Source organism: Parabacteroides sp. (genome assembly GCF_977054455.1).
The window spans coordinates 27057-52323 of record NZ_CDRTCT010000012.1 but is presented as its reverse complement, the minus strand read 5'-3'; the positions used below and the strand labels follow the sequence as shown (position 1 = coordinate 52323).

The 25267-nt window shown below is 48.7% G+C and carries 25 protein-coding genes; 10 read left to right on the top strand and 15 right to left on the bottom strand.

From position 1 onward, the window contains the following. The first annotated feature begins 18 nt into the window (after nucleotides 1-18). The 4 genes from yajC (at nucleotide 19) to ACW6QF_RS07595 (ending at nucleotide 2549) form a co-directional block, all read left to right on the top strand. Nucleotides 19-330, top strand: coding sequence for a preprotein translocase subunit YajC (gene yajC, locus ACW6QF_RS07610; RefSeq protein WP_005647768.1), 312 nt, complete (start codon nucleotides 19-21; stop codon nucleotides 328-330). 12 nt (nucleotides 331-342) lie between these two features. Further along, a complete protein-coding gene (locus ACW6QF_RS07605) occupies nucleotides 343-1356 on the top strand; it encodes a YbbR-like domain-containing protein (protein ID WP_456087363.1) in 1014 nt (337 codons plus the stop codon). Then, nucleotides 1349-1927, top strand: coding sequence for a dephospho-CoA kinase (coaE, locus tag ACW6QF_RS07600; RefSeq protein ID WP_456087362.1), 579 nt, complete (start codon nucleotides 1349-1351; stop codon nucleotides 1925-1927). Before ACW6QF_RS07605 ends, coaE begins: the two co-directional genes overlap by 8 nt. 181 nt (nucleotides 1928-2108) lie before the next feature. Next, complete coding sequence (locus ACW6QF_RS07595) at nucleotides 2109-2549, top strand: DUF5606 family protein (protein ID WP_456087361.1); 441 nt, start codon at nucleotides 2109-2111, stop codon at nucleotides 2547-2549. A 547-nt stretch (nucleotides 2550-3096) separates the two neighbouring features. On the opposite strand, the gene lon is transcribed toward ACW6QF_RS07595, so the two are convergent. After that, nucleotides 3097-5559, bottom strand: a complete 2463-nt coding sequence (lon, locus tag ACW6QF_RS07590; protein ID WP_456087360.1) for an endopeptidase La — start codon at nucleotides 5557-5559, stop codon at nucleotides 3097-3099. Nucleotides 5560-5687: 128 nt separating this feature from the next. Between lon and ACW6QF_RS07585 the strand changes: the two genes are divergently transcribed. Next, nucleotides 5688-6404, top strand: a complete 717-nt coding sequence (locus ACW6QF_RS07585) for a tRNA1(Val) (adenine(37)-N6)-methyltransferase (protein ID WP_456087359.1) — start codon at nucleotides 5688-5690, stop codon at nucleotides 6402-6404. On the opposite strand, the gene ACW6QF_RS07580 is transcribed toward ACW6QF_RS07585, so the two are convergent. Further along, a complete protein-coding gene (locus tag ACW6QF_RS07580; protein WP_298548876.1) occupies nucleotides 6389-7360 on the bottom strand; it encodes a diacylglycerol/lipid kinase family protein in 972 nt (323 codons plus the stop codon). The genes ACW6QF_RS07585 and ACW6QF_RS07580 overlap by 16 nt on opposite strands. A 194-nt stretch (nucleotides 7361-7554) precedes the next feature. Here ACW6QF_RS07580 and spt point away from each other — a divergent pair, with 194 nt between their 5' ends. From spt to ACW6QF_RS07565, 3 genes are all read left to right on the top strand, one after another. Then, nucleotides 7555-8742, top strand: a complete 1188-nt coding sequence (spt, locus tag ACW6QF_RS07575; RefSeq protein WP_298548873.1) for a serine palmitoyltransferase — start codon at nucleotides 7555-7557, stop codon at nucleotides 8740-8742. Nucleotides 8743-8895: 153 nt separating this feature from the next. Continuing rightward, nucleotides 8896-10356 (top strand): PSP1 domain-containing protein, encoded by a 1461-nt coding sequence (locus ACW6QF_RS07570; protein ID WP_456087358.1) that lies wholly within the window; start codon nucleotides 8896-8898, stop codon nucleotides 10354-10356. After that, nucleotides 10283-10807: a gliding motility lipoprotein GldH gene (locus ACW6QF_RS07565; RefSeq protein WP_036724653.1), complete on the top strand. Its 525-nt coding sequence runs from the start codon at nucleotides 10283-10285 to the stop codon at nucleotides 10805-10807. The genes ACW6QF_RS07570 and ACW6QF_RS07565 overlap by 74 nt, the downstream gene beginning before the upstream one ends. A gap of 13 nt (nucleotides 10808-10820) precedes the next feature. Here the strand turns inward: ACW6QF_RS07565 and rodA are convergent, their stop codons facing one another. The 7 genes from rodA to ACW6QF_RS07530 all read right to left on the bottom strand — a co-directional run bounded on the left by rodA (nucleotide 10821) and on the right by ACW6QF_RS07530 (nucleotide 18486). After that, nucleotides 10821-12266: a rod shape-determining protein RodA gene (gene rodA, locus ACW6QF_RS07560; protein ID WP_456087357.1), complete on the bottom strand. Its 1446-nt coding sequence runs from the start codon at nucleotides 12264-12266 to the stop codon at nucleotides 10821-10823. Next, nucleotides 12256-14133, bottom strand: a complete 1878-nt coding sequence (gene mrdA, locus ACW6QF_RS07555; protein ID WP_456087356.1) for a penicillin-binding protein 2 — start codon at nucleotides 14131-14133, stop codon at nucleotides 12256-12258. Before mrdA ends, rodA begins: the two co-directional genes overlap by 11 nt. Continuing rightward, nucleotides 14123-14641, bottom strand: a complete 519-nt coding sequence (gene mreD / locus ACW6QF_RS07550; protein ID WP_456087355.1) for a rod shape-determining protein MreD — start codon at nucleotides 14639-14641, stop codon at nucleotides 14123-14125. The genes mrdA and mreD overlap by 11 nt, the downstream gene beginning before the upstream one ends. Then, complete coding sequence (mreC, locus tag ACW6QF_RS07545; protein WP_298548862.1) at nucleotides 14634-15488, bottom strand: rod shape-determining protein MreC; 855 nt, start codon at nucleotides 15486-15488, stop codon at nucleotides 14634-14636. The genes mreD and mreC overlap by 8 nt, the downstream gene beginning before the upstream one ends. Before the next feature lie 100 nt (nucleotides 15489-15588). Beyond that, on the bottom strand, nucleotides 15589-16608 hold the full coding sequence (locus ACW6QF_RS07540) for a rod shape-determining protein (RefSeq protein WP_005640987.1): 1020 nt from the start codon (nucleotides 16606-16608) through the stop codon (nucleotides 15589-15591). A gap of 5 nt (nucleotides 16609-16613) precedes the next feature. After that, nucleotides 16614-18137, bottom strand: coding sequence for a bifunctional phosphoribosylaminoimidazolecarboxamide formyltransferase/IMP cyclohydrolase (gene purH / locus ACW6QF_RS07535; RefSeq protein WP_456087354.1), 1524 nt, complete (start codon nucleotides 18135-18137; stop codon nucleotides 16614-16616). 160 nt (nucleotides 18138-18297) lie between these two features. Further along, nucleotides 18298-18486, bottom strand: coding sequence for a hypothetical protein (locus tag ACW6QF_RS07530; RefSeq protein ID WP_456087353.1), 189 nt, complete (start codon nucleotides 18484-18486; stop codon nucleotides 18298-18300). A 222-nt stretch (nucleotides 18487-18708) separates the two neighbouring features. Here ACW6QF_RS07530 and ACW6QF_RS07525 point away from each other — a divergent pair, with 222 nt between their 5' ends. Then, the gene (locus ACW6QF_RS07525; RefSeq protein WP_456087352.1) at nucleotides 18709-19701 is read left to right on the top strand and encodes an Rpn family recombination-promoting nuclease/putative transposase; all 993 of its coding nucleotides are present in this window, start codon (nucleotides 18709-18711) and stop codon (nucleotides 19699-19701) included. A gap of 232 nt (nucleotides 19702-19933) precedes the next feature. On the opposite strand, the gene ACW6QF_RS07520 is transcribed toward ACW6QF_RS07525, so the two are convergent. The 6 genes from ACW6QF_RS07520 to ACW6QF_RS07495 form a co-directional block, all read right to left on the bottom strand. Further along, complete coding sequence (locus tag ACW6QF_RS07520; RefSeq protein ID WP_456087351.1) at nucleotides 19934-20845, bottom strand: outer membrane beta-barrel protein; 912 nt, start codon at nucleotides 20843-20845, stop codon at nucleotides 19934-19936. A gap of 20 nt (nucleotides 20846-20865) precedes the next feature. Continuing rightward, on the bottom strand, nucleotides 20866-21330 hold the full coding sequence (locus tag ACW6QF_RS07515) for a hypothetical protein (protein WP_456087350.1): 465 nt from the start codon (nucleotides 21328-21330) through the stop codon (nucleotides 20866-20868). 12 nt (nucleotides 21331-21342) lie between these two features. Beyond that, the gene (locus ACW6QF_RS07510; protein WP_456087349.1) at nucleotides 21343-21888 is read right to left on the bottom strand and encodes a hypothetical protein; all 546 of its coding nucleotides are present in this window, start codon (nucleotides 21886-21888) and stop codon (nucleotides 21343-21345) included. A gap of 17 nt (nucleotides 21889-21905) precedes the next feature. Then, nucleotides 21906-22400, bottom strand: coding sequence for an RNA polymerase sigma factor (locus ACW6QF_RS07505; protein WP_456087348.1), 495 nt, complete (start codon nucleotides 22398-22400; stop codon nucleotides 21906-21908). A 95-nt stretch (nucleotides 22401-22495) separates the two neighbouring features. Further along, the gene (locus tag ACW6QF_RS07500; protein WP_456087347.1) at nucleotides 22496-24388 is read right to left on the bottom strand and encodes a WG repeat-containing protein; all 1893 of its coding nucleotides are present in this window, start codon (nucleotides 24386-24388) and stop codon (nucleotides 22496-22498) included. Nucleotides 24389-24626: 238 nt separating this feature from the next. Continuing rightward, nucleotides 24627-24776, bottom strand: a complete 150-nt coding sequence (locus tag ACW6QF_RS07495) for a hypothetical protein (RefSeq protein WP_456087346.1) — start codon at nucleotides 24774-24776, stop codon at nucleotides 24627-24629. Here ACW6QF_RS07495 and ACW6QF_RS07490 point away from each other — a divergent pair. Beyond that, on the top strand, nucleotides 24775-25260 hold the full coding sequence (locus ACW6QF_RS07490; RefSeq protein WP_456087345.1) for a PepSY-like domain-containing protein: 486 nt from the start codon (nucleotides 24775-24777) through the stop codon (nucleotides 25258-25260). The two genes, ACW6QF_RS07495 and ACW6QF_RS07490, sit on opposite strands and share 2 nt — an antisense overlap. Nucleotides 25261-25267 lie beyond the last annotated feature (7 nt).

Below are 25267 nucleotides of genomic sequence, written 5' to 3'. Positions count from 1 at the left end.
ATTAATGTTTATAGTTATATGAGCTTACTTACTATTTTACTTCAGGCCGCAGGCGGAAGCCAGCAATGGTCTGGTATTTTGATGATGGTTGTCATTGTTGCGATCTTCTATTTCTTTATGATCCGTCCGCAACAAAAGAAACAAAAAGAAATTCAGAAAGCCCGTGAAGCCTTGAAAGCGGGAGACAAAGTGATCACTGCCGGAGGTATCTACGGAAAGATTAAAGAAATCGGTGACACATATATGTTGATTGAAATTTCTGATGGCGTACGCATCCGTGTAGACAAAACATCCGTGTTTGCATCTGCAGAGGACGCGCAGCAAAAATAAACAACGGAACATATGTCACGACTTGGACAAACCAAACAAACATTCAAGTCTGTCCGGATAGAGATTAAGGCTTTTCTTCGCCGTCAACAGTGGAAAGAAGCCTTGATCTTTTTCTGTTTTATCCTGTTGGCTTTCGGCTTCTGGCTTCTCCAAAGCCTGCAACAGGAATATGAAATAGATATCAAGATTCCGGTCAAATACAAGAATGTACCGCCGGATATATCTTTCACGGAAACGCCGCCCGAAGCCATTACGGTCAAAGTGAAAGACAAAGGGAGCGTGTTACTGAACTACTCTTTCGGCCGTTCGTTTGCCCCGATTGAGGCCAACATGAAGACACAGCCGGAAAAAGCCGGTAAACTGGTCATCAGCCGGAAAGATATCGAAAGCGATATAAAGAAACAGTTGATTGCGACTACTTCCCTGCTCAGCTTCGAGCCCCAGCTTATCGATGCGGCTTACAGCAAACGCATCAAGAAAGAAATTCCGGCCGTGTTCGAGGGAACCGTCCGGACGAATGCCGGTTTCAAAGTCTCAGGCGACATATCCATTACTCCCCGTAACATCAGCGTTTACGCCAGCGATGTCGTACTGGATACCTTGAAAGAGATAAAAACGGTCTATACCGAGATCAAGAAAGGAAACAAGAGCGTCACGCGTACCGTCCAACTGGAAAAGATAGACGGAGCCACTCTCGAACCGACAAGTGTGACCGTTACGATCCCGATAGAAGAATATACGGAAAAGACGCTGGAAATACCGGTTATCTGCACCAACCTCCCCCGCCATTACACCTTGCGCACATTCCCGTCTGTCGTAAAGGTGAGTTGCAGCGTCCCCCTTTCACGCTTCAAGGACGTCTCGGCGGATGATTTCGAGATACGGATCTCTTTTGCCGACCTGGAGCAAAACGCTTCGGGGACATTGCCTTTGCAACTGGACAAGAAACCAAGTTGGGTGGATGTCGCGACAATTTCACCGGACCGGATCGAATTTATATTGGAACAAACAAAATCAAATGATTAAGGTAGGAATCACCGGAGGAATCGGAAGCGGCAAATCAGTGGTAGCCGCTCTGCTGGAGTTGTCGGGCATTCCCGTGTATATCGCCGATACGGAAAGCAAACTTCTGACAACCACGTCGCCCGTTATCCGGGAAAAACTGATGGCCTTGTTCGGCGAGGAACTTTATACGGCCGACGGTTTGGATAAAAAACGTCTCGCCTCCCATATTTTCGGTAATCCGAAACGGCTTGAGCAGGTAAATGCCATCATTCACCCCGAAGTGAACCGCCATTTTCTTGCCTGGGCGGACAAGCAGGATGCTCCGGCATGCGCCATCGAATCAGCCATCCTTTTCGAATCGGGCTTTAACCGGATCGTCGATACGACGCTGATGGTCTATGCCCCGATGGAAGTACGTATCGCGCGGGCACTCGAACGCGATGCCGTTCCGCGCGAAGAGATCATGCGTCGCATCGAAAGCCAGTTGCCGGACGAAGTGAAGAAAGAGAAATCGGACTACGTGATCTTCAATGGCGTAGAACAGGCTTTACTTCCGCAAATAACCGCTTTCCTTGCCTGGCTAAAGATATGAAAACATTGACTTTCAATTTTATAGCAAACATAAGAACGAAGATGTCCGGTTGGAAGGAACTTTTACGCTTAGTGAATAATCATTAGAAACAAGAAAATATGTTCAAAACTGCCGGAAATTTCCGGCAGTTATACTACATTTGCAACACAAAAGTTAAACACTATTAGAAAAACAAAGTATTATGTTGAAGACGATTTTGTCTATCTCGGGCAAACCGGGATTGTTTAAATTGGTTTCCCACGGGAAAAACATGCTGATTGTTGAGTCGTTAGCAGATCAGAAAAGAGTTCCTGCATACGCAAAAGATAAAGTAATTTCTCTGGGTGATATCGCTATCTACACAGATGAAGCAGAAGTTCCCTTACACGAAGTTCTGACCAGCGTCAAAAATAAAGAAAACGGACAGCAAGCATCTGTTTCCACTTCCGCCAAACCGGACGAACTGCGTGCTTATTTCGCAGAGATCCTGCCTAATTTCGATCGCGAACGCGTATATCCGAGCGACATCAAGAAATTGATTTCGTGGTATAACATCCTGATCGGGGCCGGCATCACGGAATTCACCCCGGAAGAACCGGCAGCGGAAGAGGCTCCGGCAGAAGAAACAAAAGAAGAAGCGTAATAGATCCCTACCAGCTGGCGCGTAAGGGTACTTATTGTAGAAAACGCATTTTTCAGGCTCAAAAGAGATCTGAGACCAAACAGAGGTTAATTCGCTTTTTCGACGTCAAAAAGGGACTTTTACCCGTTTTCCGGCACTTCTTCGTCACGAAGACGGTCGTCATTTCATTTATAAGGGACTTCATCGCCATGAGAACGGTCGTCATATATAAAGACAAGGGACCTCATGATGATGAAGTCCCTTGTCTTTGTAAAAAACCGCGCACCTCACGGCAGCAAGCCCCTAAAATACCGATGGAATATTTGGAACGCCACCCGATTTGTCTGAAAATATTCGATTCTCCGGGAGTTAAGGTTTATCACTTTGCACGCGTTTCCCGCTTCCGGCAACCCAATTGCCTGCTTTTCCAAACGACCTCAGCACCTCATTTCTCCTGTTGTCAAAAAAGGCAGCTGAAACCTTGAAAAGAGTCAATCCAAAACAGGCCAAGATTTCGGATGAAATAGAAAAACAGCCAGAAAAGGGGTTATTGTACAAAATATAATCTTTAGAACAACGGATTAGCCACCTTTTCCTTCAACAAGGCCAGATCGACCACCTGGCGGATATCATCCACATAGTGGAAAGTCAACCCTTTCAGATAGTCGGGCTTGATCTCTTCGATATCTTTCCTATTCTCCTGACAAAGGATCAGTTCCTTGATGCCGGCACGTTTGGCCGCCAATATCTTTTCCTTGATGCCACCCACCGGAAGGACTTTGCCGCGCAGCGTGATCTCGCCGGTCATGGCCAGGTTGCTGCGCACCTTGCGCTGCGTAAAGGCAGACACCAATGAAGTGACCATCGTGATACCGGCACTCGGACCGTCTTTCGGAATCGCTCCCTCAGGCACATGGACATGGACATTCCAGTTTTCAAACATCTCTTCGTCGATACCGAACAGTCCGGCATGCGAATGGATATATTCGAGTGCCAACATGGCAGATTCTTTCATCACGTCGCCTAAGTTACCTGTCAAAGTGAGCTTTGAACCTTTTCCTTTGCTCAGACTGGATTCCACAAACAGGATCTCACCGCCGACAGCCGTCCAGGCAAGCCCGGTCACGACACCCGCATAGTCATTTCCCTGATATTTATCACGGGTATATTCGACAGCTCCCAGGTAATCGTGCAGGTCTTCGGGGCGTATCTGTGCAGGAAGCACCTCATCGGAAGCCAGCTTGCGGGCCAGCTTACGCATAATCTTGGCAATCTTCTTATCCAGCTCACGGACACCGCTCTCACGGGTGTAAGATTCGATGATCGCCTGTAACGTCTTTTTCGGGAACTTCACTTTTCCTTTCGACAGGCCGTGAATCTCCAACTGTTTCGGGACCAAATGACGGGCAGCGATTTCCACCTTCTCTTCCATGATATAACCGCTCACCTCGATCAATTCCATACGATCCAGCAACGGTTGGGAAATCGTGTTCAGGTTATTGGCGGTAGCGATAAACATAACCTTGCTCAAGTCATAATCTATATCCAGATAATTATCATGGAAGGCATTGTTCTGCTCCGGGTCCAACACCTCAAGCAAGGCGGAAGCGGGATCGCCCTTGAAATCATTCGTCACCTTGTCGATCTCGTCAAGGATAAACACAGGGTTTGAAGTTCCGGCCTTCTGGAGGTTCTGGATGATACGTCCGGACATCGCACCGATGTAGGTACGGCGATGGCCGCGTATCTCCGCCTCGTCATGCAGGCCACCCAACGAAACCCGGACATACTTGCGGTGCAAGGCTTCTGCCACCGATTTACCCAGCGAAGTCTTACCGACCCCCGGAGGTCCGTATAGGCAGACGATGGGCGACTTCATGTCCCCTTTCAGTTTCAACACAGCCAAATGTTCGATGATACGCTCTTTCACCTTCTCCAGTCCGTAGTGATCGCGATCCAGGACCTTCTGGGCATGGGCAAGATTGAAATTGTCCTTGCTGTATTCGTTCCAAGGCAGATTGATGATCGTCTGCACATATTGCGTCTGGATGGAGAAATCCGGAGATTGCGGATGCAGGCGTTCCAACTTGCGCACCTCCTTCTCAAACGTTTCGGCCACAGCCGGCGACCATTTTTTCTTGGCAGCCTTCTCGCGCAGTTCCTTTATCTCCAACTCATTGATATTGCCCCCCAATTCTTCCTGGATCGTCTTGATCTGCTGCTGGAGGAAGTATTCCTTCTGCTGCTGGTTAATATCCTCGTGCGTCTTCATCTGGATGGACGTTTTCAGTTCCACCAACTGATACTCCCGGTTCAGGATGAACAAAAGACGGTACGCACGATCTTTCAGGTTACCGATCAGCAACAAATCCTGTTTTTCAGACGATCCGTTGGGGACATTGCAACAAGAGAAATTGATCAGGTAAAGGATATTTTTATTATTCCTTATTGAAAATATCAAGTCGCGGGGCGGTTCGGAAGCAGCTCCGAGCATCTTGATCGTCAAATCCTTGATAGTCGAGACAAGTGCTTCGAACTCACGGTCGGACTTGTCCGGCATGACATCTTCGAGCAATCTGATCTTTCCGTTCAGGTAAGGATCATAAGCTGAGAGTTCTTCCAGTTGGAAACGTTTCTTGCCTTGCAGGATCACAGTCGTCGTTCCGTCCGGCATTTCAAGCACGCGGACAATATCGGCCACAACTCCCGTCGTATACAGATCTTCCATCTTCGGATCTTCCGTATTCATATCCTTCTGGCAAACCACTCCGATCAAACTTTTCTTATGGGCGGCCTCCTTGATCAGGCGCATGGATTTAGGACGCCCTATCATGACCGGCATGGCTACACCCGGAAACAACACCATGTTCCGGAGCGGAAGAATGGGCAATTCCTCTCCCACCTTCTCCATTCCCTCAGTAAAGTCTTCATCAACATCACAATCTGTGAGGATAGGCATTACGATACCAATATTATCATCCAGGTCGTTGTACGACTCCTCGGCAAACATCGTTACTTTATCTTTCTTCATATATTCTTTATCATAGTTGCGGAATATTCCTTTATCGCCCGCAATTCTATTTCATACAATAAACGTGCCAAAGTTACTATTTTTAACTCAATTCCGATTACTTTTGCACAAAACAATTGTCAATTACTATGTCAAATCCTTTTTTCCAATTCAAACAATTTACCATACGTCATGATAAATGTGCAATGAAAGTAGGAACCGACGGTGTTCTGCTCGGTGCATGGGCCGGAACGGAATCGTGCAACCGCATACTGGACATCGGGACAGGGACCGGACTGATCGCCCTGATGCTGGCTCAACGCAGCAAGGCGGCTATCGACGCTATCGACATAGATGCCGATGCCTGTCTTCAGGCACAGGAAAATGCAGAATCCTCCCCTTTTGCCGGACGGATAAAGATCCGGCATTCCGCCCTGTCCGATTTCGCACAAGCCGGCACGAACTTATATGACCTGATTGTATCCAATCCTCCTTATTTCGCCGATTCATTGAAATGTCCCGACCGGAAACGGAACACGGCTCGGCACACCGATACGCTGACATTGGAAGATTTGTTGCAGGACAGCCGCAGGCTGCTTGCCCCGCAGGGACGCATCGCCCTCATCCTGCCCTACGACCAGAAAGAACGTCTTGCGGATTGCATCCGGACACAAAACCTGTTCCTTTTGAAAGAAACTTCCGTCATACCCGTGCCCGGTGCCGAACCGAAACGGCTGTTGGCCGAGCTGACGGCAGAACCACCCGCATCTCCCGTTCGTTCCGACCGGTTGGCCATCGAGATTGCAAGACATCAGTACACCGATGAATATGTCAACCTGACCAAAGATTTTTATCTAAAGATGTAAGGGAGTTTCTTATCGAAGAAACGAGTTACTTCACCAAACAGGTTCTGCACCTCTTCCGTAAAAGAAACAGTTTCCGGCGTCAATACGTTCAATGATTTAGGAAGAACGGAGATTTCGATCCGGCTGTCCGCCATGACCGGCTCGCCGTCCAGGTGCATGACTCCCGGTTTCTGGCGGATGATCGTCACCTCTTTTCCTTTGAATGTCTTGATCTTGCTGTTACGGTCGATCTGCTTCGTGAATAGCTGGATAGCCAACGGTGCTATGTCCAGCGGACCGAAAGGGGAAAGGATCGTAATATCCATTTTACCATCCTGGATATTGGCATGGGGAGCGATAAACGCATTGTTACCATACTGCGAAGCATTCCCGCAGGCCACCAAAAACGCCTTCTCCTTGACCGTCTGGTTGTCGATCAAGAGTTCATAAGGTTCGGGTTGATAGCTCAGATATTCCTCCACCGTGTTTTTTATATAAGTAAGCGACCCGCGACGTTTCTCCCCGGCAAACTTCTGGCTGACCGCCGCATCGAAACCGACTCCGCAGGTACAGAAAAAGATACGTCCGTTCGCCTTGCAACAATCGATTGTCGAGACGTGCCCCTTTACGATCAGGTCGATCGCCCGGCGTACATCCATCGGAATATGCAATTCACGCGCCAGGCCGTTGCCGGAACCTTTCGGGATAATCCCCAGCACGGCATCCGAACGGAGCATGGCGCGGGCAATCTCGTTCACAGTCCCGTCTCCCCCGACGGCAATCACACAATTGGCTCCTTTATCGAGGGCTTGCCGCGTCAGTTCGCTGGCATGTCCGGGATATTCCGTAAAAGAAATTTCAACACAACAATTTTCGCCCGCAAAAGCGGTTTCAATCATTTTCGGAATCTTTCTTTTCGAACCGACACCCGAAATCGGATTTATAATGGCCTGTATATTGATTGTTTGTCCCTCCATTCTCACTGCTACTTACTTTGAGAGGACAAAAATAATGCTTTTGTAAAACTTTTAAAGCATTTCGGCTACTATAAGTTATTTTTTTACTACTTTTGCGGCTGGATTTGCCGAAACATAGATATTATGTAGTAAGCAGACCTGGGTTCTTTTAGAATAACAACGTAGCGAGAAAATCATTCTCTGTTAATTATAATATGAAACTTTTACAAGAGAAACTATCAAAGTACGATGCACCTCAGCGGGCTATGGCCGCAGGAATTTATCCATACTTCAGAATGATTGAAAGTGATCAGGATACGGAAGTAATGATCAGCGGTAAAAAAGTCCTGATGTTTGGTTCTAACGCCTATTTGGGCCTGACAAACCATCCGAAAGTAAAAGAGGCGGCTATTGATGCCATTAAGAAATATGGTACGGGTTGTGCCGGTTCGCGTTTCCTGAACGGAACGCTGGATTTGCACATTCAGTTGGAAAAACGTCTGGCCGAATTTGTCGGAAAAGAAGATGCCATCGTTTATTCTACGGGATTTCAGGTGAACTTAGGTGTCGTTTCCTGCCTGACAGGACGTGAAGACTATATCATCTGGGACGAGCTGGACCATGCATCCATCATCGAAGGACACCGTCTTTCCTTCTCTACCAAACTGAAATACAAGCATAACGATATGGAGTCCTTAGAAAAGCAACTCCAGAAATGCGAACCCGACAAGGTGAAGCTGATCGTTATCGACGGCGTGTTCAGTATGGAAGGCGACATTGCCAAATTACCGGAAATCGTTGCGTTAGCCAAGAAATATAATGCAAGCGTAATGGTAGACGAAGCACACGGCCTGGGTGTTCTGGGCGATCACGGTCGCGGGACCTGCAACCATTTCGGCGTAACCGACGATGTAGACCTGATCATGGGCACATTCAGCAAGTCGCTTGCTTCTATCGGCGGTTTTATCGCTTCTGACAAGGAGACGATCAACTATCTCCGCCATAACTCCCGCTCTTACATATTCAGTGCAAGTAATACTCCAGCCGCTACAGCAGCCGCCGGCGCAGCACTCGACATCATGCTGAGCGAACCGGAACGCATCGAGCACCTGTGGAAACTGACTCACTATGCATTGGACGGATTCCGTAACATGGGGTGCGAAATCGGCCATACCTCAACCCCGATCATTCCGTTGTTTATCCGCAACAATGATCTGACATTCCTGATTGTAAAAGAATTGTTCGAAGCCGGTATTTTCGTAAACCCGGTAGTCTCTCCGGCTGTTGCGCCTGAAGATACGCTGATCCGCTTCTCACTGATGGCGACTCACACGATCGAACAGCTTGACTACGCATTGGAAGCAATCCACAAAGTATTTAAAAGTCACGGTCTGGTTAAGTAAATCAGCACGGACAACGATATCGAAAAGGGCAAAACGGAGCATTCTGTTTTGCCCTTTCTCTTTATAATTCATTCTTCATTTGCTACGAACCAAATATTTTGACTATTTTTGCGTAATTGTACGCACTATAAATACATTATATATACCAGACAAATGGATTTTAAATTAAATACAGGAAGTTGCTGCATGGGTAAAAAAGGATGCAGCAAGATACAAAATAATAAACTGAACACCTACGACTGGCTTTGCGACGTGCCCGATGCGGCAAACGCTACCGATTACGTGGAAGTGCAGTTTAAAAATACCCGCAAAGGGTATTACCTCAACAGTTCCAAGATACCTCTGGAAAAAGGAGATTTAGTCGCAGTGGAAGCCAGCCCCGGACATGATATCGGGACCGTGACACTGACCGGCAAGCTCGTCCTTCTCCAGATGAAAAAGAACAATGTCCGCATCGGCGAAGGCAATGAACCCAAAAAGGTGTATCGTAAAGCCAAACCGACCGATATCGAGAAATACGAAGAGGCGAAGGCCAAGGAACACGCCACAATGATCCGTTCGCGCCAGATCGCTGCCGACTTGGGACTGAATATGAAGATCGGGGACGTGGAATACCAGGGTGACGGCAATAAGGCGATCTTTTATTACATCGCCGACGAGCGTGTCGACTTCCGCCAGTTGATCAAGGTACTCGCCGAAGCCTTCCGTGTCCGCATCGAAATGAAGCAGATCGGTGCCCGCCAGGAAGCCGGACGCATCGGAGGTATCGGTCCTTGCGGACGAGAATTGTGTTGTTCAAGTTGGATGACGAGTTTCGTATCGGTAGCCACCGGAGCCGCCCGCTATCAGGATATATCCATGAATCCCCAGAAGTTGGCCGGCCAATGCGCCAAGCTGAAATGTTGCATCAACTATGAAGTGGACGCCTATGTGGAAGCGCAAAAACGCTTACCGTCCCGTGAAGTGGTGCTGGAAACAAAGGACAATACCTATTATCACTTTAAAACGGATATCTTCAAACGGGAAATCACCTACTCTACCGATAAATCGTTCGCGGCCAACCTGATTACGATCTCAGCCAACCGCGCCTTCGATGTGATCAACATGAACAAGAAAGGCATGAAGCCCGTCACGCTCGAAGCCGATACCAAACCGCAGCCGCCCAAACGCGATGCGCAGGATATCCTGGGCCAGGACAGTGTTACCCGTTTCGATGCTTCCCTGAAAAAGAAGAAAAAGAAACGCAACGGAAACGGCAACAAGGAAAATAACGGCAACAAGGAAAACCTGCCGAAAGAAGCCGCCGCCAACACCGGCAACGAAGGGAACAGCAAACCTTCCAACGGAGAAAAAGCGAACGGCAACAACGGCAACGAAAATAAAAACGGCAAAGGGAACGGCAACAGAAACGGAAACCGCAACCGTAACAACGGAAACCGGGAGAACAACAACCGGGAAAACAATCGCGAACGGGAGAACCGCGAAAACAACCGTAACAGACCGCGTCCGAGCCGAGTAAATAACGATAAGCAACCGAATAATGACAAACCTCAGCAACAAGCTAAGCCTGCTGCCAAACCGGAAAGCAAGCCGGACACAAAGCCGGAAGCTTAAAGGAGTCATTGCCGCACTGACTTGTTCTCTGTTCTTTTCCTGCGAAAACCCAGCCTTGTACGACCAATACCAGGCGATCAACAATATCACGTGGGAAAAGGACAAGGAATACTATTTCACCTTCGAGGTGAAGGATATATCTGTTCCTTACGACCTGACACTGGAAGTAAGGAACAATAACTTGTACCCCTATCAGAACTTATGGCTTTTCTGCAGTGAAGAGCAGCCGATCGGCCCGCTCCGCCGGGACACCATCGAATGCATGCTTGCCGACGAATTCGGCAAATGGCACGGACATGGCATTTCCTTATACCAAAGCAGTTTTCCCATTCATTCGCAATATAAGTTTCCGCATGCCGGACAATATACGTTCAGTTTCCGCCAGGGGATGCGCGACGATGCTTTGAAAGGAATACAGGAAATCGGTTTCTCGGTTCGCCCGGCCAAGTGAGCAGCCCTTAGCCCTACCGTTCCCTCCTGGAAGCATCCAGGCGAAGGAAGATAAAGAGCAGGATCGTGAACCCCCAAAGGGAGGAACCGCCGTAACTAAAGAAAGGCAGCGGAATGCCGATCACAGGCGTAAGCCCCGTCACCATCCCGATATTAATGGCCAAATGGAAGAAAAAGATAGAAGCGACACTATAGCCGTACACCCGGTTGAAAGTGGAGCTTTGCCGCTCCGCCAGCACGATCAGGCGCAGGATCAGGAATCCGAACAACAACAAGACAGCCGAGGCCCCGATGAACCCCTGTTCTTCACCTACCGTACAAAAGATAAAGTCGGTATCCTGCTCTGGTACATACTTCAACTTGGTCTGCGTACCGTTCAGAAAGCCTTTTCCGGTAAACCCACCCGAACCGATCGCGATCTTCGACTGGTTCACATTATAGCCGGCACCGCTCGGATCGTCTTCCAACCCCAATGACACCTTGATGCGTATCTGCTGATGCGGTTCCAGGATATCGGTAAACACATAATCCACCGAATACATAAAAGCCAGCGATCCCAATGCAAAGACAGCGATTAGCACATAATGCCACACCCAGTTGCGGACAGAAAGGAAAATCAGATAGCAGGCAGCCAGCAAGACCAGTCCGATCGATATCAAGGAATAATCGACCGGCATAAAGAAAGAAGCGGCATACCCCCCTAAACAGGCTACTCCCGCAGCGCCCAATATCACCTGTATCGCACGGGTGTCTTTTCTTTCAATCTGTATCAGGATAACCGTGATCAACAGGATCAAAGAAGAGACCAGCAACTCTCCCACCGCCGTAGCCCCCGCCGTTACATCCGAGAACTTCATGCTGGTGACAAAAAAGACGACCGCGCAGACTCCCGACAAAAGAATATATCCCGACATCCCCTCCCGGTATAACATCAGGAAGAAAGCCAGGTAAACCAGCGCCGAACCAGTCTCCTGCTGTAACAGGATGCAAACCATCGGCAGGAATATCAGCGACAAGACGAGTATGAAGTTTTTAGGAACAGTCAACTTGAAACCATACGTATTCATCAGCTTCGCGACAGCAAGTGCCGTCGCAAACTTGGCAAACTCCGCCGGCTGCAACCTGACAGGCCCCAAAACGAGCCACGAATGGGAACCTTTTATATTCGGCGCCAGAAAGATCGTAGCTATCAGCAACACGATGACACCGGCATATATCAGATAAGCGAAAACATCAAAAAACTCACTCTCCAGCATCAGGATCACAAAGATCAACCCAACCGACAACCCCATCCATATCAACTGCGAACCGGGACGACCCGACGGATCGAACAACCCCACGTTATCGAATTCATAACTGGCACCGCAGATGCTGAACCACCCGGCTACGATCAACACCACATAAAGGATGATCGTCAACCAGTCAACCGTCTTCCATATTTCTGTCTTCCTATAACTCACGATTCGGTAAAGATAAAACGTTTGGCGATACAACCGCATTCGACATCGTCTCTTCCAGCAACTTGTTCTCTTCCGAGATCTCGCCTTTCAGATACTTCTCCATCATCAGCTTGCCGATCGGCACGCCGTAGGTCGCACCGAAACCGCCATTCTCCACATACACGCAGATGGCGACCTTCGGATTCCGATAAGGAGCAAAACCGATAAAGGCCGAGTGGTCTTTTCCATGCGGATTCTCGGCCGTACCGGTCTTGCCGCAGACTTCGATATCCGGAATAGCCGCCCCCCGGCAAGTCCCGCCTATAACGGCATTCCGCATACCTTCGGCTACGATTTCATAATTCTTGCGTTCCACCATCGTGTACCGTTTATCCGTGTAAAGGGAATCCAACGGGGTGTCCTGCACCTCCTTCACGACATGAGGAGTAATAAAATACCCCCGGTTAGCGATGGTTGCCGCCAGATTACAAATCTGCAATGGCGTAGCCAACACTTCACCCTGCCCGATCGCAATGGAGATGACAGTACTGGAACTCCAACGTTTACCATGATATTTGTCATAATACTCGCTGTTTGGCAAAAAACCTCTATTTTCCCCAGGCAGGTCAATACCCAGCTTATAACCGTATCCCATAGATACCAAGTAGTTTTTCCAGACCTCAAACGCCTCTCCCACGCTCGGATAACGCCGGCGGCTATCGATCATATCACGCAACCCCCAACAAAAAAAGGAGTTGCAGGAAGTAGCCAGCGCATAGGTCACATTCAGAGGAGAAGGATGGCCGTGGCAGGCCGGTTTGCCGTTCCGGGCCCCTGTATATCCATGTGCACAGGTGTACAGGGTCTCTGTCGTAATCACCCCCTCCTGAAGGAAAGTCAACGCCTGTGTCGGCTTGAATGTCGATCCCGGCGGATAACGGCCCATGATGGCACGGTCCAGCAAAGGCTTATCCGAATTTTTCGACAGCATGATATGGTTCTTCCCCCGCTGGCGGCCGACCAACAAGTTCGGATCGTAAGAAGGCGAAGAAACCATGCACAGGACCTCCCCGGTTTCCGGCTCGATCATGACAATGCTGCCCCTCTTGTTCTGCATCAGCTTCTCACCCAAAGCCTGCAAATCCATATCGATCGAAAGCGTCAGGTTCTTGCCGGACACGGGAGCCACATCGTGACGGCCTTCTTCATATCGCCCTTTTATACGTCCATGCGCATCCCGCAGCAGGATCTCCACACCTTTCACACCGCGTAGAGCCTCTTCGTAAGACAATTCCACGCCCGAACGTCCGGCATTATCTCCCTGCACATAGTAGGGATCTTTTTCGATATCCCCCCGGTTGACCTCCCCGATATTGCCCAACAGATGGGCGCCATAGGGATATTCATATTCCCGGATCGTACGGTTCTGGATATAAAAACCGGGGAATTTATATAGCTTTTCCTGCAAGACGCCGCATTCCTGTGCGGAGAGGTGATTCATAAACACCTGCGGGACATAAGAAGAATAACCGGGATTCAGCCGCCTGTTCTTGATTTCGGCTATACGTTTTACAAACAGTTCTTTTGTAATACCGAGGATATTGCAGAAGTCGAGCGTATCGAACGGTTGGATCTCACGCATGATCAGCATGACCTCATAAGAAGGCTGGTTATAGACCAGCAATTTCCCGTTGCGGTCATAAATGATACCCCTGGAAGGGATCAGTGTCTTTTTCTGAAACGCATTGCTGTCAGCCCACGCTTTATAATCGCTGTCCACCACTTGCAGGAAGAACAGACGAATGATAAAGATGAGAACCAGCAGAACAACGGCGCCGCCAATCACGTAACGCCTGTTCTCAAGAGTATACTTCGTATTAATCTCCACTTTTCTGGGACTCTATATTGAATGCTTCTATTGTACAAATTAACAAGGTCGTTGTCACCACACTCGCTGCGACGCGAATCGCCAGGAACAGCGGATCGAATAAAGTCAACGACTCGATCAAAAACAACGCCACATGATGAATCACGACAAAAAACAGCGTGTAGCGGAAGAAACCGCCATATCCGAACGTTTTGTAGGAAGGATTAATTCCTTCCGGCAGGTCTTTTCCCATCAACAACTGAATCAACGGGGGGCGGATAAAACCGGCCAGCGTACAGGCAAACGCATGCATTCCGGGCGTATTTGAAAAGATATCGATCACCAATCCGATCAGAAAAGAGAAAAACACCACATTCGTCCGTGAACTCCCCACAGGCATTTTCAATATGAAATAAAGATACAAGAACGGCGTGGCCACACGCAGGAAATGGATATTGTTCAGGATCAAGACCTGGACCAACACCAACACCACAAAATAGATGAAGCCCCGCAGTATATTGTTAATCATTCTTTTTCGCCTCCCGCTCTGTATTTTTTTGCTCCGCCTGACGGTAGTTCTTTATGATACGCACATTGTTCAAGGCCTGGAAATCAGTAGCCAGTTCCACTTCAAGCGAATAGAAGTTATCATCATGCTGTTTCTCGAAATTCACAACTTTGCCCACTATAATCCCGGACGGGAAAATGGCGGAATAACCGCTCGTCACGATCGTATCTCCTTTCTCGAACTCCACGTGGCGCGGCAATTCATCCAGATTAGCAAAACGCGCGTTACGCCCGTTCCAACTCAACGTCCCGAAATAACTGCTCCCCAACACCTTGCAGCTCAGTTTGAACTTCGGGTTCAACAACGGGATTACAACGGAAAAATAATCGGAAACCGTCGACACGATTCCCACGACACCCCGTTCGGACACGACCCCCATGTCCGGCTCCACTCCATCCTTACGGCCTTTGTTCACCGTGATATAATTGGATAAATGCGTAACACTGTTGTTCACGACATCCGCCGTCACAAAACTATACGGAAACTGTTCGGTCGAGTCGGATGCAAAACCGGCAAACAGAGCCGTATCGGCCCGCATCATCTCCAACTGGTCCTGCAATTCGAGCAACTCCATTTCAAGTTGCCCGTTCCGCTCCAGAAGCTCCCGGTTTATGTCACGCAGGTTCAGGTAGGAAGTCACGAAGCCGGAGACAGAGGCAATATGCCCGGTTATCACATTTGCCGAACTGAACATGATGTTCCGTTGATACGCATTATTACGATACACCAGCGTCAACGATATGATCTCAAGCAAAATGAATAAGAACCAATGCCTCTTTCTGACTAAAAAATCCAGAAGTTTACGCATAATCTGTTGAAAATTGAAAGTTGAAAGTCGAAAGTTGAATATTCAGCAAGTGTACCACCCGCTTATTCTCAACCTTCAACCCCCAACTTTCAACTTATATTTACCGGATAAGGAAATTAAACTTGTCGATATTCTTCAACGCAATCCCCGTACCTCTGGCAACAGCATGCAGCGGATCGTCCGCCACATGGAATTCGATACCCATCTTGTCACGCAAACGTTTATCGATACCACGCAGCAAAGCGCCGCCACCGGCCAGATAGATACCGTTCTTCACGATATCGGCATACAATTCGGGAGGCGTCTGTTCCAACGCGCTCAAAACGGCAGCTTCAATCTTGGAGATCGATTTGTCCAGACAATGCGCGATCTCCTGATAGGAAACAGGCACCTTCATCGGCAGAGCCGTCATCTGGTTAGGTCCGCAGACTTCGAAGTCTTCCGGCGCATCTTCGAGGATACTCAAAGCGGAGCCGACATTGATCTTGATACGTTCCGCCATACGTTCGCTGACACGTATATTATGCTGGCGACGCATATATTCCACGATATCGTTCGTCAGGTCGTCACCTGCCATCTTGATCGATTTATTAGAAACAATACCACCCAGCGAAATCACCGCGATCTCGGTCGTACCACCGCCTATGTCGACAATCATATTCCCTTCGGGAGCAAGCACATCCATGCCGACCCCGATAGCGGCAGCCATCGGTTCGAAAACCATATATACTTCACGGCCACCGGCATGTTCGGCAGAGTCGCGTACGGCACGGATTTCCACTTCCGTACTACCCGACGGGATACCGATCACCATACGGAGCGAAGGAGCGAACCAGCGTTTGCGTCCGCTGGCCATTTTGATCAATCCCCGCATCATCTGCTCGGCAGCGTAAAAGTCAGCAATGACACCTTCACGGAGCGGACGGATCGTACGAATATTCGGATTGGTCTTTTCGTACATCTCACGTGCCTGACGTCCTACCGCCAACACCTTTTCCGAACGAGCATCCAGAGCGATTACGGAAGGCTCATCCACTACCATCTTATCATTGCAGGTAATAATGGTATTGGCAGTCCCCAGGTCCATTGCCAATTCTTGTGTGAAAGAAAATAATCCCATTTTAATTAGTGTTTAAAGTGACGAATACCCGTCTTGACCATAGCCAAGCCATGTTCGTTGCAATAATCAACGGACAGCTTGTCGTTAATAGAACCTCCCGGCTGGATAACGGCTGTGATACCCGCCTTGTCGGCAATTTCCACACAGTCGGCAAACGGGAAAAACGCATCCGAAGCCATAACGGCGCCATTCAGGTCGAAATTGAATGAAGCGGCCTTTTCAATGGCTTGTTTCAGAGAGTCTACACGCGAAGTCTGTCCGATACCGCTTGCACAAAGCTGCTTGTTCTTCACCAGTGTGATCGCGTTGGACTTGCTGTTCTTCACGATCTTGTTGGCGAACAACAGGTCTTCTACTTCCGGAGCCGTCGGTTTCTTTTCCGTCATCGGTTCCAGATCGGCTTCCCCCTGAATGCTAAGGTCTTTTTCCTGCATCAGCACGCCGTTCAGCAACGAACGGAACTGCATCGGACAAGTCTTGCATTCCTTGCGGACCAATATGATACGGTTTTTCTTTTGTTTCAATACTTCAAGAGCGTCGGCATCATAAGCCGGAGCGATGATCACTTCGAAGAAGATCTTATTGATTTCTTCCGCCACTTCCTTGTTTACAGTCGTATTCGTGATCAGGATGCCTCCGAAAGCAGACACCGGGTCGCCGGCCAAAGCATCTTTCCAGGCTTCCACCACGCTACCGCGGGATGCGATACCACAAGCATTGTTATGTTTCAGAATGGCGAAAGTCAGTTCGTCGAACTCGTCGATCAGATTGACAGCCGAGTCGATATCAAGCAGGTTGTTGTAGGAAATCTCCTTACCATGCAACTGGTCGAACATATTGTTGAACTTGCCATAGAACTTGGCAGCCTGGTGCGGGTTTTCACCGTAGCGCAGGTGCATCGGATCGTCTACGGCAGCACGGAAATGCGAACCCTGGCGATCGTCGAAGTAGTTGAAGATTGCAGAATCGTAGCCTGAAGAAACGGCAAACGCCTCTTTGGCAAACCATTTTCGGTCTTCGATAGAAGTTTCCGCACCTTTTTCGTTCAGCAACTGCATCAACGGCTGATACTGGGCTTTGGATGCTACGATCACTACATCTTTGAAGTTCTTTGCGGCGGCACGGATAAGAGAAATACCGCCTATATCTATCTTTTCGATAATTGCCTGTTCTTCCGCGCCGGAAGCGACTGTTTCCTCGAACGGATACAGGTCGACAATCACCAAGTCTATTTCAGGAATTTCATATTGGGCAATCTGATCCTGATCGCCTTCGTTGTCACGACGGTTCAGAATGCCGCCGAACACTTTCGGGTGAAGCGTCTTCACACGTCCGCCCAAGATAGAGGGATAACCGGTAAGGTCCTCTACGGCATCGCAAGGAAGTCCCAAGTCTTCTATAAACTTCTGAGTACCACCTGTTGACACAAAACTAACACCTTCGCGGTGGAGCTTCTTTAAAATTTCATCTAATCCATCTTTATGGTATACCGATACCAATGCACGTTTAATACGTTTTGTTGCAGCCATCTTCGTTGGGTTTATTTTAATGTTTTAGAGCACAAAAGTAGGGATTTATTTTCAATATGTATATAAGGTATGAAAATAATTTCCCGTCACCAACTATTAAAGAGTGCTACATAAAGCGAAACCCGGCTGTCCGCAAACAAGCGAAACAGCCGGGAACAAATCACTTATCCTGAGACGTTTTCAACGATTCTTCGATAATCTTCTCGTTTTCATCCGCTTTTTCAATCGTTTCGTCCAATTCGGTTACATCATGAGCGGTGTAATCATCGGACAAGATCGGATGCGGGGTAAGCGTTTCATCTTCCAGTTCGGAACTTTCGTCCCACAAAGTGTTCATTATTCCAGCCATAACTATTTGTGTTTTATTTGTTAATACGAGAATAGAACAAACCGGAAGGCTAAATTGTTGAACCCGTACATTACAGATCCGTCTGCCGGGAGATTACTTTGATTTGCCTCCATGATTCACACTCAATATTGGCAATATCCGAAACATTTTTCCCGTTTCATCCTCCTGTTCATAAATAATGCATATATTTGTGGATTACATAACAAATAAAAAACAGTAACTATGAAAAAGGAAGAGTCAGATCTGAAAATCATGGAAGAGATGGAAAGAAAAGAGTTGCAGGACAGGTATATCCGTTTTGATTGGGCCATCAAGCGTCTGTTGCGCCAGAAGGCCAACTTCGACGTGCTCGACGGTTTCCTGACCGTCATGCTGAACGAAGAGATCAAGATCGTCGAGATCCTCGAAAGCGAGGGCAACCAGGAACGCGCCGACGACAAGTTCAACCGCGTCGACATCAAGGCGCTCAACAGCAAAGGCGAGATCATCATCGTCGAGATCCAGAACACCCGCGAGATAAACTACCTCGAACGCATCCTCTACGGCGTGGCCAAAGCCATCACCGAACACATCTCCTTGGGTGAAGACTACGACAAGATCAAGAAAGTCTACTCCATCAGCGTCCTCTATTTCGACATCGGTATCGGGACGGACTATATCTACCACGGCCAGAACCATTTCGTCGGCGTGCATACGGGCGACCAGTTGCGTGTCAACGAGCGCGAACGCAATGTCCTCGTCTCGCGCCTTCCCGCCGAAATCTTCCCCGAATATATCCTGATCCGCGTGAACGAGTTCGACAAAGTGGCTCTCACGCCCTTGGACGAATGGATGGAATACCTGAAAGACGGCACGATCCGCCCGGACACGACCGTCCCCGGCCTGAAGGAAGCCCGCGAAAAGTTGAAATTCTATTCCATGTCGCCCGCCGAACGCCTCGTCTACATCCGTCACCTCGAAGACATCAACATCCAGAACAACGCGATCTACACCTCCCGACTGGAAGGAATCGCAGAAGGGAAAGCGGAAGGGCTTGCCGAAGGTGAGGCGAAAGGGAAAGCCGAAGGGCTCGCTGAAGGTGAGGCAAAAGGAAAAGCCGAAGGAATTGCCGAAGGTATGCGCCAAGTCGCTTCCAAAATGAAAGAGACGGGCGTGGATATAGCTACCATCGCAAAGTGCACCGGCTTAAGCGAAGAAACGATCCGGTCTTTATAAGGGAGGCTTATTACCGTAATGAAAAGGTTCGTTTATAAGAATGGAACCCATCCGATCCCCTCTATATGACAAAATTGAAAACAGGGTTCACAGCAGCATACTGATCTATAGGGCTTTCAAACGCCGTGAACCCTAATTGCATAAAATAACCAAGTGGCATTTAGAGGATAATCCAAGATGATTTGAACCGAAAATGATTAATCCTCATTCCAAAGAACGACGCCAAGCAAGATTAAATATGCAACTGCAATCCCAACGAAACAGGATGGACTTTCGGGCCTTTGTCCTTTTCAAACAGGCCGAAAGGAGAATATTTGGCATAGAAACCGATGCAACCGACACCCGCCTGGAAAAAGAAATCCATCGTTACCGGACGAAGGTTCATGCCCCGATCCATCTTCTTCTTTTGTTTGTCGCCATCCGCATCATGATAGACAATTTTGGAAGAAGAAATAGTTTTGACCACGCCAACGACACCCCCGGAGACAAAGAAACGCGGAGACTTGCGGCGATGTTTCGGCGACTGCCATTCCAGCAGGACCGGAATCGTCAGGCTGGTGATGTTCAACTTGCTGGCATTATAGACGACACCTTCGGGAGCGGGAATCAATTGCGTCACACCGTCCACTTCCTGAAAATGGGCATTCATATCCAGACGGTAACGGCTCCAACGCATACCGGCTCCCGTCACAACCGCCCATCTATGACGGGAGAAGGGGAAACTGAACTCCATAAAATTCAAATTATATTCCAACGAATTCCCGCTACGAAGCGAAACACCGTCCACATCGTTGATCCCGTCGCTACCGGAAAAGTTGGCGAAGCCCATGCCGAAGCCCGCCCAGTGCGGATCGAAATCCTTGTCCCAGGAAGGGATCGGGATATTGATCGATTTGATATGCTTGCGCCGTTCGTAACTCTGTCCGTCCCGATAATGCCCTTCGAAGACCATTTCGCTGTCTATCGAATCGCCTTCTTCGGTCAGCTCGAACACCTTCACTTTCATCCGTTCGCCGTTGTCCTTCACTACGATACGTTTGTTTTCCAACCGGATGACCGTATCGGCCGGCATCGGTTCAACATCTGCAGCCAGCAATCCGATGGCAGGAAAGCATGCGGCTATGATCAGTAGAAATCTTTTCATATCTTTTCTTGTTTATCAGTTTATAAATCTTTTTTGGTAAATAAAAGGGTGATCAGGTCGTCGCTGTCCAGTTCGCCTTCGATATAGACCAGCGTAATCGTCCCTTTGGAATTGACTTTGAACAGGACAAAGCGGTTCACGTCGGGTTCCTTGCCCGGAAGCTGGTAATAAGCGGAAACCACTCCCCCGTCGTCCGTCACCTCCTTGATCTTGCGTGCTCCCCGTTGGTCGGCTTCGAGACATTGGCGGGTAAAGCGAAGAGCGTCCGGATCGTTCTTGATCGTAATGCTCTTGTAACGCGTCATGCCGTATGTTTCCAGCATTTCGTTGGAAAGTTCCACCATCGTGACATTCTTCTTTTTCCCGTAGCGGGTAAAGACATCCTGTATCTTCAGGTCTTTCTGCATTTCGGCAGCTTCCACACCGGTCGGCACCAACATCAAGGCCGCCAACATTATTAATAATGTATATCCCAACTGTTTCATCTTGATATTCTTTTATTCGTCCTCACTAAAAAGACTACCTAATTCTTTTAATTGATTGTCTATTATTTGTCGGTCCGCCTCATCCTTATCCATTTCCGGGAAGTAGTCATCGGCAGGAGTGGCCACCTCCTGCAACGCTTCGATCGCCAGTGAACGAACCTTATGGATGTCGGTATAGCAACGGCCGTTTATCACGACATAGTTATCGGAGCAGAAACAAGGATCGGCAGGATACAGCAGACGGGTAAGGCTCAACAGAGCCAGCACGCAGGCAGCCACGCCGGAAAAGATGTAAAGGATTGCACGCTTCCGGTTCGCAGGGCGGAGCGGAACGAATACCGGTTCGGGTTTCGAATCCGGTTCGCCAACTTGCGCTTCCTCATAACGTTCTATTTCTTCGTCAAAATAGGCGAACAGAGGAGCATAGGCGGACAGATGCTCCGGCACCTCTCCCGAAGCGAAAAAGGCACGGATCAGCTTTTCTTCCGCGGCAGAAGTCTCACCTTCGAAATACCGTTCCAGCAACTCCTCCATCATATGTAGATTCCTCTTTCCCATAAATCATAAATTATAAATCATAACTCCTTCATTAACTGTTCCCGTATCTTTTTCCGGGCTCTCGAAAGATTCACCCGGACCGCTTCGACCTGAGTGCCTGTTATCTCGGCTATCTCCGCCAACTCATATCCTTCGACGTCTTTCATCCGGATAATGGTTTGCTGAAGCGAAGGCAGCTTGCTTATCAACCAACGGATACGGGCAACCGTATCGTGCTGTTCCAGCTCTTCCGCCGGGTTCCTGGTTCCCGAATCGAGCGAAAGCAAGGCGACATCCGTCCCTTCCGGCCGGTGCTGTTTCAGTTTGTCCAGCGCCAGGTTCTTAGCCACCTGTACAGCCAGCGCCTCGACACTGTCATAGCTGTCCAGCTTCCCGCGGATCTGCCACAATTTCAGAAAAGTCTCCTGCACGATATCCTCTGCATCCGACCTGTCCTCCATCATCCGCCACGAAATATTGATCAACTTCTCCCGCAGCGGCAGCACGGTTATTTTAAACGTTTCGAGTTCCATTTCTGCTATTATGACGACAAAGAAACGAAAACATAACATGGAAAACCCGGAAAAAACAAAAAAGGCCGGAAAAAACTTCCGACCCTTCCTGTTTCTCAGAATGTGCACCCGGCCTTTATCGCCTTTCGCTGCATCTGTTCCAAAGATTTCGCGTATGTGTCATTCAAGCGATCCGAACTATGGATGACCCGATAATCGCTTGCACTCGCCCCGTCCGCCATATCCGGTGCAATCGAGTGGGCTTTGTTCATACCTTCCGCCCTTCCTTTTCGTCCGGCATTCGCCTTTGTCCCGTTTGCCAGGCGGGAAGAGAGCCGTTTGATTTCGGAACGATAGAAAGCGCAGTTGTTTCCGCCTCCCCCGGAACTTCCGCCACTGCCATAATCGGCTCCGCCATAGCCTCCACCGTCATTTGCATGGGCAGCCAACGACATATTGCTCGTTGCCGACACATACCCGGCGACATCGCCTTCAACAAGGCTGCCCACAGCCTGCCCGACCGAACCGATATCACCACCTCCATTCGCAACAGCGTCCACAGCCAATGCTGTTCCGGCAGCAACTCCGATAATGTTTGCGGCAGTCATGAATCCTTGTTCCACCCGGTTCCACCGTCGTTCACGCCTGTCTTTCTTGGCTTGTTTCAGGTTGGCTTCTATCTCTTTGTTATCAGGGTCCAGTTTATTGGCGATCTTCAAGCGGTTCATTCCTTCTTTAAAGCTTTCACCTTCGATATCCATAATACCCAGGTTGTTATGTACCATTGCATAAGTCGGATCAATACATAATATTTTCTTATATTGCACGCGTGCCTCCGCATGTAAACCGGCTTCATCGTAGACAACAGCCTTGGCAAACGCCCGGTCCAAGAGATCATCCATCACAAGTCCGTCCGCCCCAATCTGTCCATGCTCGAAATTGATCCAACCCACAGAAGTTCCGGCCACAAAGGGTTCGATCCGGTCGTAACTCGGCGGGACAACCAATGCCCCGATCCGACTATACAGTCCGACCGATTCATTTTCATAGACCGCAAACATTTCCCCTTCGGCCATATATTCGATCATTTCAAATGCACAAGGTATCACCAACCGTCCATAATGGTCAACCACTCCCCATTTATCGTCCTGGGCGACCAAAGCAAAACCATCGCCTACACGTGCGATCTCTTCATAGCGCATAGGTACGGTCCAAAGCGAATCTGCCGGAACAGGCGTACGATAAAGGCTATCCAAAATCAAGGCATCGATAGTCTTCCCTGCTTCCTCTATCTTAGCCAGGGGCTCGTCATACAACCCATTGTCACGGTCGGACTTCACCTTTTTAGCGGCTTCCTTATAGAGCTTATTCGATGTCGGCAACTTGGTCATCATCTCTTTCAACTTATATTTACAGGGAACGACAATTTCGCCTTTCAGATCGATCGCTCCGATCTTCCCATCCATCTTAACGGCCGCCAGATCATTTTCCTCAAAATTCTCCGCCCACTCGAATTTCGGGGGGATCACAAACTTGCCTGACTTGTCGATAAATCCGAACATCCCGTCTTTCTTCACCGCAGCCAATCCCCGGCTGAACCCCTCCAGCCTGTCGATCGATTCAAACTGCGGTTCGATAATGAAACGGTTATAACGGTCTACAAAACCGACTCTCCCGTTCAGCTGCACGCCTGCCAAGTTTTCCTCAAACCGTTTGGCGACCTTCTCATACTGGGCGGGAATCGCCCATTCCGTCTCATAACCGACATGCAAGATATCATCCAACTGATTTCCAAACGAAATCCCTGTCCCCAAAATTCCGTTATTGGAAAGTGTAGCGGCTTTCTGCCACCAACCGCTTTTCTCCCCCTTGTTCTCATATCCCCATCTCTTGTTCTCACCCGCCTTAGCAGACAGGCCGGAACCGTCGGCTTGGGCAAAACCCAAAACCGGAATTGCCCAAGCTAAAATGATAGCCCATTTAACCCTATTTGTCCAATACCTTTTCATATGCATTATATTTATTATTTGTACACCACCGTACCCAACTCTGCTTGCAATCTCTTTTCCACAAACAAACCTAAATATAGTTTTCAAATATATAAAAACACATTCTTTCAGGCAAGCAGTTTTTTTCAAAAATCAGACAAGTTGCAGATTTTGCCGTTATGCGGAAGAAAACGGCCAATAAGTGGAAACAAAAAAGCGCCTCGGCTTCTCTTGTCGAAGAGTTCATTATAAAAAATTTTTACCCGCCGGATAATACTTTCACATCTATATGCCGGGATGCTTTTTCATGCATGCGGACAACCTTGACGGCAAAAGAATTGTTTCTTTCGAGGCGGAGTTCGATCGGGAACCCGCCACGAATAGTAACAATAAAAAAACAACGAGTCATGAAAACTAAATTATCCGTCTTGCTCTTGTGCCTATGCAGCCTCACCCTGTTCGCCACATGCAGCAACAGCCCGCAAAAACAAAAGGCAGCTGCCGAGAATGTCGCAGCCCCTATCCAGAACTTCCTGAAACATAAGTATCCGGCCGCAACGATCCTGAAATCCGAAAAGGAGACTAACGGGACGGAAGTGGATATACAAGAAAAGAATCTGCACAAAGAAGTATGGTTCGACACGAAGGACCAATGGGTTTCCACGCACTGGGAAATCAGCGCCCGCGACGTGCCTGTCGCCGTCATGGACGCGTTGCAAAGCTCCGCCTACAACCAATATAAAGTAGAAGATATCACGGCGATCGAACGGCCGGACGGCCTGTTCTACGATTTCGAACTGAAACAGGACAACAACGAGATACACGTCGTACTCAATTCCAACGCGCAGATCGTAACACAAGGGACGACCCGCGCACCGGGATATGACTGGTAAAGAATAC